Below are 14,768 nucleotides of genomic sequence, written 5' to 3'. Positions count from 1 at the left end.
GAGTACGGCTTTGGCGCAGGGGGAAACGCAACCGGTCGTCTCGGTCATCGTGGTGAACTACCGGGGAGCCGCCGACACCGTCACCTGCCTGCGCGCACTCGCCGAACACGATTACCCGAACCTCGAAGTCATCTGCGTCGACAACGCCTCCGGCGGCTCCGACGTCGCCGAGATCAAGGCCGCCGCCCCGGGCGTCAAGCTCGTCGAGTCCCCGGTGAACTCCGGCTTCGCGGGCGGCTGCAACCTGGGCGCGAAGCACGCGACAGGTACCGTGCTCGCCTTCCTCAACAACGACGCCCGCCCGGCTCCCGGCTGGGTGGGCGCGGCCGTCGCCGAACTGCGCGCGCAGCCGACGGTCGCCGCGGTGGCCAGCAAGGTCCTCGACTGGGACGGCACCGGCACCGACTTCGTCGACGCGGGCCTGACCTGGTTCGGCATGGGCTACAAACGCCACGCGGGCAGCCCGCTGGCCGACGTCCCCGCCGCCGAACACGAGATCGCCAAGGACGTCCTGTTCGCGACCGGTTCGGCGATGTTCGTCCGTGCCGGGGTGTTCGCCGAACTCGGCGGGTTCGACGAGCGGTTCTTCATGTTCTACGAGGACGTCGACCTCGGCTGGCGGCTGAACCTGCGCGGCTGGCGCGTGCGCTACGTGCCGGATTCGCTGACCTACCACAAGCATCACGCCACGATGTCCACAGTGGACGCTCCGGACTCCGGGCGCGAGACGTTCCTGCTGGAACGCAACGCCTTGGCCGCGTTGTACAAGAACCTTTCCGACGAGACACTCTCGCGCGCGCTGCCCGCGGCGCTGGCGCTGGCCGTACGCCGCGCGACCGCTCGCGGAGACCTCGACGCCACCCAGCTCGATCTCGCCCAAGGCGTCGGCCCGGCCGAAACCGGTCCGGTCGAAGTGCCGAGGACGACATTGGCCGGCGTGCTGGCGATCGACCAGTTCGTCGAGCTGCTGCCGTCGCTGGCCGAGTCGCGCGCCGTCGAACAGGCCGCCCGCGTCCGCACCGACGCCGATCTGCTTCCCTTGCTGCGCAAGGCGTTGGAGCCCGCGTATCCGCTGCCGCGCTATCTCGCCGCGCACGACATCCTGGTCGAGACGTTCGGCATCGACGCGCTCTTCGGGCAGCGCCGGAAGATCGCGGTGATCACCGGCGACGCGATCACCGAACGGATGGCGGGCCCGGCGATCCGCGCGTGGAACATCTCCGCGACCCTGGCCGCCGAACACGACGTCCACCTGGTGACGGTCAATCCGCTCGCCGATCCGCCGCCCGCGCCGTTCCGGGTCAGCGCGGCGACCCGGCGCGAGCTCGAGGCCCCGATCGCCTGGGCGGACATCATCGTCCTGCAGGGTCACGTGCTGGAACTCGCGCCCTCGCTCAAGAAGCAGTACGCGCACAAGATCGTGGTCGCGGATCTGTACGACCCGATGCACCTGGAACTGCTCGAACAGGGCAAGGGCGTTCCCGACGACAAACGCGCGCTCGACCTCATCGGGGTCACCAAGGTCCTCGACGCGCAGCTGGAACGCGGGGACTTCTTCCTGTGCGCCTCGGAGCGCCAGCGGCACTTCTGGCTGGGTCACCTCGCGGCGATGGGCAGGCTCTCGCCGCGGCTGTACGACGCGGACCCGACCACCCAGTCGCTGCTCTCCATCGTCCCGTTCGGCCTGTCCCCCAACGCGCCGGTCCGCACCGGCCCCGGCCTCCGGTCCACTTTGGACGGAATCGGCGAGACCGACCACGTCGTACTGTGGGCGGGCGGGGTTTACAGCTGGTTCGACCCGCTCACGCTGGTCCGCGCGATCGAGCAGCTGCGGCAGCGCCGCGGCGACGTCCGCCTGGTGTTCCTCGGGATGAAGCATCCCAACCCCGAAGTCACCGAGATGGACATCGGCGCGCGCACGATGCTGCTTTCCGACACGCTCGGGCTCACCGGCAAGCACGTGTTCTTCAACCAGCAGTGGGTGCCGTACGAGGAGCGCCAGAACTGGCTGCTCGACGCGAACTGCGGCGTCACCACGCATTACGAGCACGTCGAGACGACGTTCGCCTTCCGCACCCGGGTGCTGGACTACCTGTGGGCCGGGCTGCCGATCGTCACCACCGACGGTGACTCGTTCGCGGACCTGGTCCGGAAGGAACGGCTCGGCGTCGTCGTCCCCGCCGAGGACGTGGACGCGCTGGCCGACGCGCTGGAAAAGGCGCTGTACGACGAAGAATTCGCCGCGGGCTGCGTCGAGCGGATGGCCGCGGTCGCCCAGCGTTACGCCTGGCCGGAAGCGTTGAAGCCGTTGGTGGAGTTCTGCCGGAACCCGCGGCCCGCCGCGGACCGGCTGCCCGGTTCGGAAGACCTAGTGGTCACCGCACCGGTGCGGGGCAAGGAAATGCTGCGCCGCGACGTCGACCTGATCCGCGAGTACCTCGCCGACGGCGGCCCGAAGGAACTCGTGCGGCGCGTCGGCGGCCGCGTGGTCAAGGTCGCGAAGCAGAGGCTCGGCCGTGGCTGACCGCCCCTTGCGCGTCCTGCTCGACGGGACCCCGCTTCTCGGTGCCAGGACGGGTATCGGCCGGTACACGGTCGCGCTGTCCGAAGAGCTCGCGTCGATGTCCGAAGTGGACACTCGTGCGGTCGCGTTCACGTTGCGCGGCTGGCGGCGGCTTCGGCATGTGCTCCCGCACGGCGTCCGGGCCCGGGGCATGCCGGTGGCGGCGCGGTTGCTGCGGAAGGCGTGGCTGCGTTCGCAGCTGCCGCCGGTGGAACTGTTCGCCGGACCGACGGATGTCGTGCACGGCACCAACTTCGTGCTGCCCGGCCGGTTCCGCGCGGCGGGTGTGGTGACCATCCACGATCTGGCCTTTTTGAACGCTCCCGAAGAACTCGCGCCGAGCGATCACGAACTGCCACGCCTGGTCCGGCGCGGCGCCGGCCTCGGCGGCGCGATCTGCACGCCCACCAACGCCGTCGCCGACCAGGTCGCCGAACGGCTCGACGTGGACCGCGGCAAGATCATCGTCACCCCGCTCGGCGTGAACCCGGCCTGGTTCACCGCGCGCCCGCCGGACAAGGAACGACGCAAGGAACTCGGCCTTCCGGACAAGTATTTGCTCTTCGCCGGCGCGCCCGGGCCCCGCAAGGGCCTGCACTGGCTCCGGCAGGCGCACGAGGCGGCGCCGGATCTGCCGGAACTGGTATTCGTCGGCCCCGGCTCGTTCGCGGTGGGCTCACGTTCGCGCCACGTGGGCTACCTGTCCGACGTGAACCTCCGGCGGGTCGTCGCCGGGGCGAGTGCGCTGGTGCTGCCGTCGCGCGACGAGGGCTTCGGGCTCCCGGTGCTGGAAGCGATGGCGTCGGACGTGCCCGTGGTGTGCACGGACATCCCGGCGCTGCGCGAGGTCGCGGGGAACTGCGCGAGCCTGGTCCCCTACGAGGACGTCGACGGGCTCGTGGAGGCGCTGCGGATCGCCGTCAGCGACCCGCACGCCGTCGCCACTTCGGCCGCGCGCCGCGCCCACGTCGCCAACTTCACCTGGCGCGCCTGCGCCGAACTCACCGTCGCCGCCTACCGCCAGGCCAGCACGAAACACTGACCACAACAGCCCCACGCGTCACTCCAGAGCGAAGCAAGGGACCTTTAGTATCGCTAGCTTTCCTAGCACTGCTAGCGACCTGGTCTCGTGTTCCGCCCCCAATCACGTGAGTTACGCCTTCAATCACGCGTGTTCGCTCCTCAATCACGTGAGTTCGCCGTCTGATCACGCGTGATCCCCATCCGCACACGTGCCCGTCCATGCGGGGAGGGCGAACTCGCGTGCTTGGCCGCGCAACTCGCGTGATTGGAGACGTAACTCGCGTGATCGCAGACGTAACTCACGTGATCAGAGGCGAAGCGGCGTCAGGAGGCGAAGTAGGCCCGAAGCGCGTCAGACCAGTCCCGAAGCGGCGTGAGACCGGCCTCGCGCCACGAAGCGTTCGACAGCACCCCATACACCGGACGCGCCGCGGGACGCGGAAACTCCGCCGTCGTGCAGGGCTTCACCCGCGCCGGGTCCGCGCCGAGTTCCGCGAAGATCGCGCGCGCGAATCCGCACCACGTCGTCGACCCGCCACCCGTGCAGTGCAGGACCCGCTGAGAAGGCCCGTCGCCGGCGGCGACGCGACCGGCCAGTTCCAGCAGTCCGGCCGCGAGATCGCGGGACCAGGTCGGCGAACCGGTCTGATCGTCCACTACGGACAGTTCGTCGCGTTCCTTTTCCAGGCGCGCCATGGTCTTCACGAAGTTCGCCCCGGTCTTGCCGTACACCCAGGACGTCCGCACGATCCAGGACCGGGCGCCCGACCCGAGAACCGCGTCCTCGCCCGCCGCCTTCGTCCGGCCGTAGGCGTTGAGCGGCCCCAGCAGATCACCGGTCTCGTACGGCGAAGTCGCGTCACCGGCGAACACGTAGTCCGTGGACACGTGGATGAGCGGCACTCCGCGCGACGAGCACACCGCGGCGAGCACCCGGGGGCCGTCGGCGTTCACCGCGAACGCCCGCGCCTCATCGGTCTCCGCCGCGTCCACCGCGGTGTAGGCGGCCGCGTTGATCACCACCGGCGACTTCCCGGCCGCCCGCGCCCGGCCTGCCAGTTCGGTCACCGCGGCGACGACCTGCCCGGTGTCGCACACGTTCAACTCAGATGACGACGGCGTCGAAGCGTCCGCCGCCAGCGCCGCGATGTCCTGCCCCAGCTGGCCGGATCCGCCCGGTACGAGAATGCTCAGCACGTCGTCACTCTCCCGCACGGTTCTTCAGCGGCTCCCACCACGCTCGGTTTCCGCCGTACCACGCGACCGTGTCGGCCAGACCGTCCTCAAAGGACTTCCGCGGCACGTAACCGAGCTCCCGCGAGATCTTGGTGATGTCGACGGAGTACCGGCGATCGTGTCCCTTGCGGTCCTCGACCGGCTCGACGCTCTCCCAGCCGGCGCCGACCGCGGTCAGCAGCCGCTCGGTCAGCTCGCGGTTCGTCAGTTCCGTGCCACCGCCGATGTTGTAGACCTCGCCCGGCCTGCCGCCGTCGGCGACGAGCTGGATGCCGCGGCAGTGATCGTCCACGTGCAGCCAGTCACGGACGTTGAGCCCGTCGCCGTAAAGCGGGACCTTCTTGCCGTCGAGCAGATTGGTCACGAAGAGCGGGATGACCTTCTCCGGGAATTGGTACGGACCGTAGTTGTTCGAGCACCTCGTGACACAGACAGGTAATCCGTGCGTACGGAAGAAGGAACGTGCCAGCAGATCGGAGGACGCCTTCGACGCCGAGTACGGCGAATTCGGCTCCAGCGCGCGGTCTTCGTCCCAGGATCCTTCGTCGATCGAGCCGTACACCTCGTCGGTGGACACGTGGACGAACTTCCCGACCTCGGCCTCGAGCGCGGCCTGCAACAGGGTCTGCGTGCCGACCACGTTGGTCAGCACGAAGTCGGCCGCGCCGGCGATCGAACGGTCCACATGGGACTCGGCGGCGAAGTGGACGACCAGGTCGATGCCCCGCATCAGCTCGCTGACCAGGGCGGCGTCGCAGATGTCACCCTTTTCGAACCGGTAGCGCGGGTTCTCGCGCACCGGCTCCAGGTTCGCTTCGTTGCCCGCGTAGGTCAGCTTGTCGAGCACGATCAGCTCGGCGTCGGCCAGGCTCGGGTACGCCCCTGTCAGCACCTGCCGGACGTAATGCGAACCGATGAACCCGGCACCCCCGGTGACCAGCACTCGCATGCCGCGATCCTCCCTTGACGACTTCCTGACCGGCCGAGTGTGTCACGACCGGGGCAACCTTTCACCAGCCTACGGACGTCTAACACGAGGATCAGTAGAGTTGCCGGCGAGGCACGCGGGTGCCCTGGGGAGATTCGTGGAGGACCGCACGTGACCGAGTGGCCCGGGCCACCCATTCCGGCGCGCCGTGGCGGCGGTGTCGTGGTGTTCGCCCGCCGTGGGGTGAAGGTCGTGTTCAGCCTGGTCTCGATCACGATCCTGGCGCTGACCTGGTGGGGCTGGCAATTCATCGGCGACCCGTCGAAGGGCTTCGCGACCACGAACATCTTCGAGGACAACGGTCACCCGCCCGCGAAACCGCTGGACGGCGCGATCGACATCCTGCTCGTCGGCCAGGACAGCCGCACCGACGCGCAAGGAAACCCGCTGCCGCGCGAGGTCCTCGACATGCTGCACGCCGGTGTTTCCGACGGCGAGCGCCAGACCGACACGATGATCCTGGTGCACATCCCCCAGAACGGTAAGAAGGCGGTCGCGATCTCCTTCCCCCGCGACTCGTGGGTCGAGATCACCGGCGGTTTCGGCAAGCACAAACTCAACAGCGCGTACGTGTACGCCTACAACGACACGTCGAAGACGCTGCAGCAGCAGGGCAACTCCGATCTCAAGGACGTCGACGCCAAGGCCAAGGACGCCGGTCGCAAGAACCTGATCGCGACGCTGGAGAAGTTCATCGGCAAGCCGAAGATGATCGACCGGTACGCCGAGGTGAACCTGTCGAGCTTCTACGAGATCACCAAGGCGATCGGCGGCGTCGAGGTCTGCCTCAACAACGCGGTCAAGGAGAAGAAGTCCGGTGTGGACCTGCCCGCCGGGAAGTCGACCGTCGAAGGCGTCCAGGCGCTCGCGTTCGTCCGCCAGCGCTACGACCTGCAGAACGGCGACCTCGACCGGATCGCGCGGCAGCAGGCCTTCCTGTCGGGGCTGGCGAACAAGGTGCTCTCGTCCGACGTCCTGATCAACCCGGCGAAGATCGCGGACCTGATCGAAGCGGTGAAGAAGTCGGTCGTGCTTTCGGCCGGCTGGGATCTGCCGGAGTTCGCCGCGCAGATGCGAGGGCTGACCAGCGGCAACGTCGAGTTCCACACGATCCCGACGCAGGGCGACGCGACCATCGGCGGCGCCGCCGTGCTCCGGGTGGACCCGGCGCAGGTGCAGGCCGAAATCAGCCGCCTCACCGCCGACGGCGAGACGGCACCGACCTCGACTCAGCCCACCCTGCCGGGCGCGGAAGCGGTGACCGTCGAACTCTTCGACGGATCCGGCTCCCCCACGATGGCCACCGAGACCCGGAACCTCTTGCAGGGCAAGGGTTTCAAACTCGCGCCCGACACCAAGCTCAGCACCCGCAACTCGACGGTGATCCGGCACGCGCCGGGCGACGAAGCCGCGCTGGCCCTGATCAGGCAGGTCTTCGACACCGCGGTGGCGGCCGAAGCGGACCGCGACGTCGCGCCCGGCAAGGTGCGGGTGCTGCTCGGCAAGGACTTCAAGGGCGCGACCCCGACCACCGCCCCGTCGAAGACGTCGACTCCCTCGAAGCCGGCTCAGCCGCCCGCCAGCGCTCCGGCGGCGCCCACCACGACGCCGATCGTCGCGGGCAATGTGCCCTGCGTCAATTAATGTCCGGGTACTGAGCGTGGCCGACCTCACGGTGGCTTAGCCTTCTCCTACGATCGGACAAGCGGCAGCGCCAGGGGAGGTGAACAGGGATGGGCGACGAGGACAAGGGCGTCAACGAACGTTCTGAGCAGTTGGACAACGAAGAGCCGAAGTCCGAAGAGGACACCAAATCGGACACCGAGAGTGACGAGAAGCCTCGGTTCATTCCGACGCCGTACCCTCGGAATCCGCCGCTCCCGCAGCCGTCCGCCCCGGCCGAAGACGAAGACGAACCGGTCTCGGGTGTGCTCGCCGTACCCGAGCGCCCGCTGCGCCGCGCCGGCCGGATCACCCGCCGGATCGCGCTCGGCCTCGTGTCGCTGCTCGCCCTCGGCACGACGGGTTACGCGTACGTCACCAAGGACCAGTTGCAGAACAACGTCCCCACGACGAACGCACTGAGCAAGGCCGACGATCCCGCCGCACCGCCCGCCGACGACGGGGCCAACGACATTCTCCTCGTCGGCAGCGACGCCCGGACCGACGCGCAGGGCAATCCGCTGCCGCTCAGGGTGCTCAAGGAACTGCGCACCGAGGAGAAGCCGGGCGTCAACACCGACACCATCATCATCCTGCGCATCCCGAAGAACGGCGGGAAGCCGTCCGGTGTCTCGATCCCGCGCGACACCTGGACCGACATCCCCGGCCGTGGCCTCGGCAAGATCAACTCGGCGTATGGCACCGCGAAGGCCAACTACGCGAACGCGCATCGCGGCGAAGGCGATCAGGCGAAACTCGAACGCGATTCCGATCAGGAAGGCCGCAAGGCGCTGGTCCAGACCGTTCAGGACCTGACGAAGATCCGCATCGACCACTACGCCGAGGTCAACCTGCTCGGGTTCTACCTGCTGACCGAGGCGCTGGGCGGCGTCAAGGTCTGCCTGAACCACTCGACCGAGGACAAGGACTCCGGCGCGGACTTCCGGCGCGGCGAACAGACCGTGTCGGGCGGCGAGGCGCTTTCGTTCGTGCGGCAGCGGAAGAACCTGCCGCGCGGCGATCTCGACCGCATCGTGCGGCAGCAGACGTTCCTGTCCTCGGCGCTGAACCAGGTGCTCTCGGCAGGCACGCTGACCAGCCCGTCGACGATGGCGGGACTGATGGACGTCGTGCGCCGGTCGATCGTCCTGGACGAAGGCCTGGACCTGCTGGAGTTCGCGCAGCAGGCGAAGGGGATCGCGTCCGGCGACCTGACGTTCACGACCATCCCGGTGGTGAACATCAACGGCCGCAGCGCGGACGGCCAGAGCATCGTCGAGATCGACCCCGCCGCCGTGCGGACCTTCGTGTCCGGCCTGGTGGGCCGGGGCGGTGGTGGCGGGGCCCCCGGTGCGGCTCCGCTGCTCGCCGCGTCGAGCGTTCCCTGCGTGAACTAGCGTTGGGGGCGTGAGCCTCACCGAACTGCTGCTGCGGCCCCTGCTCGGGTCGCCCGCGAAACCGCTGATCACGCACTACGACGACAAGCAGGGCAGCCGGGTCGAACTGTCCGTGGCGACCACGGTGAACTGGGCCGCCAAAACGGCGAACTGGCTGGTCGACGAGTTCGACGTCGAACCGGGAGACGAGGTCGCCGTCGTGCTGCCGTCGCATTGGCAGACCGCCGGTGTCCTGCTGGGCGCCTGGTGGTGCGGCGCCAGGGTGGTGACGGAGACCGCGGGCGCGCGGGTGGCGTTCGTCGCGCCGGGCGGCGCTTCCGACGCGGACGCGACGGCCGTCGTCTCGCTGCACCCGATGGGCCTCGGGCTGCCCGCCGGTTCCGTACCCGACGGGGCGGTGGACTACGTGACCGAAGCCAGGCTTTCGGGTGACCAGTTCAGCCCGCTGTTCCCCGTGCCCGGCGACACTCCCGCGCTGGGTTCGTCCACTGTGGACGAGGTTCTCGCCGAAGCTCGTTCCCGCGCTTCGGCGGCGGGCTTGTCCGCGGCGGACCGCGTTCTGTCCACTGTGGAGTGGACCGGCGAGGAAGGGATTCTGTCGGGATTCCTGACGCCGCTCGCGGCCGGCGCGCATCTGGTCCAGGTCACCGACGCGGATCCGGCCAAACTCGCTTCCCGGCGCGAAGCCGAGCGGACGACCGCGGATCTCCCCTCCTGACGCGCTATGAAAGGTCCTTTCCTTGCAAATTTTGCAAGGAAAGGACCTTTCATAGCAACCGGGGTCAGGCGTCCTGGAGCTGCTTCGCCTCACGCTTGCGTCCGAAGAGCACGTGGTCGAGCGACAGCTTGCCGGCGTTGAAGCCGAGCGCGAGCCCGGCGACCGCCAGGACGAGGACGAGTTCGTAACCGCCCTGGCCGGTGAGGCCGTTGTCGAGGTGCACCGAAAGCAGGGCGCCGACGGAGACCACGACGAAGCCGAGGCCGACCAGCGGCGTCAGGAAACCGACGATGAACAAGATCGCGCCCACGATCTCCACCGCGATCGCGAAGATCGCCGCGAGCGTCGGCAGCGGGATTCCGGTCTGCTCGAAGAACTTCGCGGTGCCGTCGATCCCGTTTTCCCACTTCTGCAGGCCGTGTGCGAGGAAGACCACACCGACACCGATCCGGCCGAGCAGGAGGGCGACATCCTTGAAACGAGCGAACATCGGGTATCAGCTTTCTGGTCGGTGAATATTCAACTTACCCGGATCACGGTAGGGCACCGGGCGCCTCCGATGGCACCTCCGGAGCGTGATCGACAGGTACCCGACAGGAAGCGGACCCGGTCGGCGGCATGTCCTCTGTGGAAGGTCGCGGATGTTATCTCCCCCGTACGGCAGAATCCCCACCGTGACGGACGAACGGCTGACCGGCCGGTGGTCGGACGAGATCCTGCATCCGGGCAGCGTCGAAACCGTCGACCTGGTGTTCCGCCGCGACGGCTCCGGATGGCTCTACTGGGCGAGCTGGAGCACCGAGTTCGCGGTGTCGCGCTTCACTTGGTCGACGCCGGGTGACCTGGTCTTGAAGTTCCATCGCACCCTCGGGGGCACGTGGTCGATCGACAACGATGTCACGCGGCACGACGTCGAGTCCGACGAGAAGGAAGAGTCGGTGTTCGAGACCGGCTACGAGATCGTGCCCGGCGAGGACCCGTACGGCACCCCGGTGAGCCTGCTCTCGCTGGACCGCCCGTTGACCGAGCACCTCGCGGGCTCGCGGTTCGCGTGGGTCGAGAAACCGGAATCGCTCAGCGATCCGTCCGCCGATGCTCCGCGGCAAGACCCGTCCAGCCCCCACTGACGGCCAACACCTCGAGCACCCGCTCAGCCTGCTCGGCGAACCCGGCCAGATCGGCGTGCAGCAACGCTATCCGCTCGGCGTCGAGCGGGACCTCGTCGTCGGCCCACAGTTCGATCACCGTGCTCACGGTCCACACGAGGAACTGGATGATCCGGATGAACTCCTCCGACGGCTCGTCGACGGCCTCGCGGTACCCCGTCTCGATGTCGTCGCAGGCCGCGACCAGCTCACGCAGCGGCTTGACGACGTCGGCCGCCGTCCCGTCCCACGCGGCCGACGGCCACGTGCGATCCCCGAGTTCGAGCCACAACCGCCAGCCGGCGATCAGCTCGGCCTCGTCGTGCGGTGTCCACGACACCGGAGCGAACCAGAACATCCTTCGAGAGTGACACCGTGCGGCCATGATCGCCGTACTTCCGTGAAGCATCTCACCGAGGGGCGATCTCACCTGCGCATTTCGTCACCTGAATGCGAGCCTGGAAGTACATGAAGGCCCCCTTCCTTGCGTCAGGCGCAAGGAAGGGGGCCTTCATGTACTTGAGAAATCAGCCCTTGAGCAGGGCGCGCGCCATGACCATGCGCTGGATCTGGTTGGTGCCTTCGTAGATCTGCGTAATCTTCGCGTCGCGCATCATGCGCTCGACCGGGAAGTCACGGGTGTAGCCCGCGCCTCCGAAGAGCTGCACTGCGTCCGTCGTCACCGACATCGCGATGTCCGACGCGTACGCCTTCGCGGCCGCGGCCATGTAGCCGCCGCGCTTGTCGCCGCGTTCGGTCGCCGCGGCGGAGGCGTAGACGAGGTTCCGGGCGGCTTCGATCTTGATGCCCATGTCGGCCAGCATGAACTGGACGCCCTGGAACTCCGAGATCGACTTGCCGAACTGCTTGCGCTCCTTGACGTACGCGATCGACGCGTCGAGTGCGCCCTGCGCGATGCCCAGCGCCTGCGCGCCGATGGTCGGGCGGGTGTGGTCGAGGGTGCGCAGCGCGGTCTTCAGGCCGGTGCCGGGCTCGCCGATGATGCGGTCGGCCGGGATGGTGCAGTTCTCGAAGTGGATCTCGCGGGTCGGCGAGCCCTTGATGCCGAGCTTCCGCTCCTTCGAGCCGACGGTGAAGCCGGGGTCGTCCTTGTGCACGACGAACGCGGAGATGCCGTTGGCCTTCTTCTCGGCCTCGGGGTCGGTCACCGCCATCACGGTGTACCAGGACGATTCACCCGCGTTGGTGATCCAGCACTTGGTGCCGTTGAGCACCCAGTGGTCACCGTCGAGCTTCGCGCGGGTGCGCATCGACGCGGTGTCCGAGCCGGCTTCGCGCTCCGAAAGCGCGTACGACGCCGACGCCTCGCCGGAGGCGATCGAGGGCAGCACCAGCTTCTTGAGGTCTTCCGACGCCGAAAGGATGATCGGCACCGTGCCCAGCTTGTTCACCGCCGGGATCAGCGACGCCGACGCGTCGACACGCGCGACCTCTTCGATCACGATGCAGGCCGCGATGGCGTCCGCACCCTGGCCGTCGTAGGCCTCGTCGATGTGGACGGCGTTGAAACCCGACTTGACCAGGGCGTTGTACGCCTCGATCGGGTAGCGCTCGTCCTCGTCGACCTCGGCCGCGTACGGCTCGATTTCCTTCTCCGCCAAGGCACGGACCGCGGCCCGCAGCTCTTCGTGCTCCTCGGCAAGCTGGTAAAGACCCGGGCCGTCAGACACCTTCGTCACCTCTTCTAACGCGTATGAGAGTTCGACCGATGTTAGCGCTCGTTCACATTGTGCGACATCGCGAGCGCTTGTGTCTTTGACCGCAAAGTCCGTACGTTCGAGTGATGCAGCTCACTCCGCTCCCCCGGTCGCTCGAATATCCCGAGGTCCCGGTCGGCTCGGTGCTGGCCGGCGCCGCTGCTCGATGGGGCTCCCGAACCGCCTTCGCCCACGGAGACCAGAGCCTCACCTTCGCCGAGACGTACAGCGCGGCCTGCCGGTTCGCGAACGCCCTGCGCGCGGAGGGCATCGGCCGCGGGGACGTCGTGGCCCTTCACCTGCCGAACTGCCTGGCGTACCCGATCGCGTATTACGGCACGCTGCTCGCGGGTGCCACATTCAGCCCGGCGAACCCGCTGCTGCCGCCCGAGGACCTCGCCTTCCAGCTGGCCGACGCCGGAGCGGTCGCCGCCGTCACCGTCGGCCCGGTCGCACGCGTGCTCGCCGCGGTCCGTGACCGGACGGCGGTCCGGCTGAGCATCATCGTTCACCCGCCCGAGGAAGTGAGCGAGAACGAAGTCGAGTTCACGCGGTTCTACGCCGGTCACTCCGACGAGCGGCCGGACGTCGAGATCGACATCCACCGCGACCTCGCCCATCTGGCGTACACGGGCGGCACCACCGGACGCTCGAAGGGCGTCTGCCTGCCGCACCGGAACGTCGTGGTCAACAGCCTGCAGAGTTCCTGCTGGCGGCTGGGCGCGGTCCCCGCCGTCGACGGCTCGGGAGAAGTGATCGTCGACCAGCTCGGCGGTCCGGACGAGTGGCCGTCCCGGATCGGCACCGGGATCGCCCTCAACCTGACGCCGTGGTTCCACGCCATGGGCACCATCGCCGCGCTCAACGTCCCGCTGCTCGACGGCGGCACCGTCGTCCTGCACGACCGCTTCGACCCGGCCGCGTACGTGGCCGACGCCGAGCTGCTGCGGGTCACCACCATCGGCGGGGCGCCCGCGCTGTTCGCCGCTTTGCTCGCCTGCCCCGATTTTCACACGGCCGACCTGTCTTCGGTACTGACCATCGGTTCCGGTGCGGCGCCGATGAACCACGAGATGATCCGCGCGCTGCAGAATCGCTTCCCCGGGGTGATCATCACCGAGGGCTACGGCCTCACCGAGGTCACCATGGGCGCCGTCATCGCGCCGTCGTATCGCTCCGCCACCCGCAAGGTCGGCTCGGTCGGCCTTCCGCTACCCGACACCGAGATCAAGATCGTCCCGGCCGAAGGCGGCGAAGATTCGTTGCCCGCCGGGGAAAGCGGCGAGGTGTGCCTGCGCGGTCCGCAGGTGATGACCGGCTATCGCAACCGCCCCGAGGAGACCGCGGCCGCGCTCGTCGACGGCTGGCTGCACACCGGCGACATCGGCATCCTCGACGAGGACGGCTACCTGTCCATTGTGGATCGCAAGAAGGACATGCTGCTGTACAAGGGATACAACGTCTTCCCGCGCGAACTCGAAGAGCTGCTGATCACCCTGCCCGGCGTCTCCGCGGCGGCCGTCGTCGGCAAACCGGACACCGAGGTCGGCGAGCTGCCGGTCGCGTTCGTGGTGCGCAGCGACGAAAACGTCACCGCCGAGCAGCTCATGGAAGCCGTCGGCGCTCGCGTCCTGCCCTACAAGCGGCTGCGCGCGATCCACTTCGTCGACCAGATCCCGGTTTCGGCCGCCGGGAAGGTGCTCAAACGAGAGCTGCGGAAGCAACTCGCCGAGTGACGCCACGCGTTTCGTCCTCTGAATGCGGTAGTTGGCAGTGCGAACCACCGCATTCAGAGGACGAAACGCGGTCAGCCTTCGACGCGTTTACGCAGTGCGGCGTCCTTGTCGAGCACCAGCTGTTCCAGATCCGCCTGGAACCGCGCCATCTTCGCCTGAAGCGCCTCATCGGACGCGGCGAGGATGCGCACCGCGAGCAGCCCCGCGTTGCGTGCGCCGCCGACGGAGACCGTCGCGACCGGGACACCGGCGGGCATCTGGACGATCGAGAGCAGCGAGTCCATGCCGTCGAGGTACTTCAGCGGCACCGGCACACCGATCACCGGCAGCACCGTCGCCGACGCGACCATGCCCGGCAGGTGCGCGGCCCCACCGGCACCCGCGATGATCACGCGCACACCGCGCGAAGCGGCCGACGTCGCGTAGTCGAGCATCCGCTGCGGGGTGCGGTGCGCCGAGTAGACGCCGACCTCGTATTCGACGCCGAACTCGGCCAGCGCCTGCCCGGCCGCTTCCATCGTCGGCCAGTCCGAGTCGCTGCCCATGATCAGGCCAACCTGCGGCGCCATATCCGATTACTCC

General features: G+C 68.3%; 13 protein-coding genes. 7 read left to right on the top strand and 6 right to left on the bottom strand.

What is annotated here, in order from left to right:
* Nucleotides 1–10: 10 nt before the first annotated feature.
* Together DMH03_RS36445 and DMH03_RS36440 are read left to right on the top strand one after the other, a co-directional pair.
* Entirely contained in the window at nt 11–2,524 is a 2,514-nt protein-coding gene (locus tag DMH03_RS36445) for a glycosyltransferase (RefSeq protein WP_125796546.1), read from the top strand.
* The gene (locus DMH03_RS36440; protein WP_125796545.1) at nt 2,517–3,605 is read left to right on the top strand and encodes a glycosyltransferase family 1 protein; all 1,089 of its coding nucleotides are present in this window, start codon (nt 2,517–2,519) and stop codon (nt 3,603–3,605) included. Before DMH03_RS36445 ends, DMH03_RS36440 begins: the two co-directional genes overlap by 8 nt.
* A gap of 305 nt (nt 3,606–3,910) precedes the next feature.
* Here DMH03_RS36440 and rfbD read toward each other — a convergent pair whose 3' ends face one another.
* Nucleotides 3,911–4,783: a dTDP-4-dehydrorhamnose reductase gene (rfbD, locus tag DMH03_RS36435; RefSeq protein WP_125796746.1), complete on the bottom strand. Its 873-nt coding sequence runs from the start codon at nt 4,781–4,783 to the stop codon at nt 3,911–3,913.
* 4 nt (nt 4,784–4,787) lie between these two features.
* The gene (gene rfbB, locus DMH03_RS36430) at nt 4,788–5,771 is read right to left on the bottom strand and encodes a dTDP-glucose 4,6-dehydratase (RefSeq protein WP_125796544.1); all 984 of its coding nucleotides are present in this window, start codon (nt 5,769–5,771) and stop codon (nt 4,788–4,790) included.
* 150 nt (nt 5,772–5,921) lie between these two features.
* Here rfbB and DMH03_RS36425 point away from each other — a divergent pair, with 150 nt between their 5' ends.
* From DMH03_RS36425 to DMH03_RS36415, 3 genes are all read left to right on the top strand, one after another.
* Nucleotides 5,922–7,454 (top strand): LCP family protein, encoded by a 1,533-nt coding sequence (locus tag DMH03_RS36425; protein WP_125796543.1) that lies wholly within the window; start codon nt 5,922–5,924, stop codon nt 7,452–7,454.
* Nucleotides 7,455–7,543: 89 nt separating this feature from the next.
* A complete protein-coding gene (locus tag DMH03_RS36420; RefSeq protein ID WP_199749160.1) occupies nt 7,544–8,869 on the top strand; it encodes an LCP family protein in 1,326 nt (441 codons plus the stop codon).
* Nucleotides 8,870–8,879: 10 nt separating this feature from the next.
* Nucleotides 8,880–9,587: a TIGR03089 family protein gene (locus DMH03_RS36415; RefSeq protein WP_125796542.1), complete on the top strand. Its 708-nt coding sequence runs from the start codon at nt 8,880–8,882 to the stop codon at nt 9,585–9,587.
* Nucleotides 9,588–9,651: 64 nt separating this feature from the next.
* On the opposite strand, the gene DMH03_RS36410 is transcribed toward DMH03_RS36415, so the two are convergent.
* The gene (locus DMH03_RS36410) at nt 9,652–10,077 is read right to left on the bottom strand and encodes a DoxX family protein (protein WP_125789921.1); all 426 of its coding nucleotides are present in this window, start codon (nt 10,075–10,077) and stop codon (nt 9,652–9,654) included.
* A 184-nt stretch (nt 10,078–10,261) separates the two neighbouring features.
* Here DMH03_RS36410 and DMH03_RS36405 point away from each other — a divergent pair, with 184 nt between their 5' ends.
* A complete protein-coding gene (locus DMH03_RS36405) occupies nt 10,262–10,714 on the top strand; it encodes a hypothetical protein (protein ID WP_125796541.1) in 453 nt (150 codons plus the stop codon).
* Here the strand turns inward: DMH03_RS36405 and DMH03_RS36400 are convergent.
* Both DMH03_RS36400 and DMH03_RS36395 read right to left on the bottom strand, forming a co-directional pair.
* The gene (locus DMH03_RS36400; RefSeq protein WP_125789919.1) at nt 10,662–11,090 is read right to left on the bottom strand and encodes a hypothetical protein; all 429 of its coding nucleotides are present in this window, start codon (nt 11,088–11,090) and stop codon (nt 10,662–10,664) included. The genes DMH03_RS36405 and DMH03_RS36400 overlap by 53 nt on opposite strands.
* A gap of 169 nt (nt 11,091–11,259) precedes the next feature.
* A complete protein-coding gene (locus DMH03_RS36395; protein WP_199745652.1) occupies nt 11,260–12,432 on the bottom strand; it encodes an acyl-CoA dehydrogenase family protein in 1,173 nt (390 codons plus the stop codon).
* 104 nt (nt 12,433–12,536) lie between these two features.
* On the opposite strand from DMH03_RS36395, the gene DMH03_RS36390 reads away from it, so the two are divergent.
* Complete coding sequence (locus DMH03_RS36390) at nt 12,537–14,186, top strand: class I adenylate-forming enzyme family protein (protein ID WP_125796540.1); 1,650 nt, start codon at nt 12,537–12,539, stop codon at nt 14,184–14,186.
* Between the two features lie 71 nt (nt 14,187–14,257).
* Here DMH03_RS36390 and purE read toward each other — a convergent pair whose 3' ends face one another.
* Nucleotides 14,258–14,755 (bottom strand): 5-(carboxyamino)imidazole ribonucleotide mutase, encoded by a 498-nt coding sequence (gene purE / locus DMH03_RS36385; RefSeq protein WP_125796539.1) that lies wholly within the window; start codon nt 14,753–14,755, stop codon nt 14,258–14,260.
* Nucleotides 14,756–14,768: the final 13 nt, after the last annotated feature.

Origin of the sequence: Amycolatopsis sp. WAC 01376 (assembly GCF_003947415.1) — a bacterium.
GTDB lineage: Bacteria > Actinomycetota > Actinomycetes > Mycobacteriales > Pseudonocardiaceae > Amycolatopsis.
This window is presented reverse-complemented; position numbering and strand designations above follow the sequence as displayed.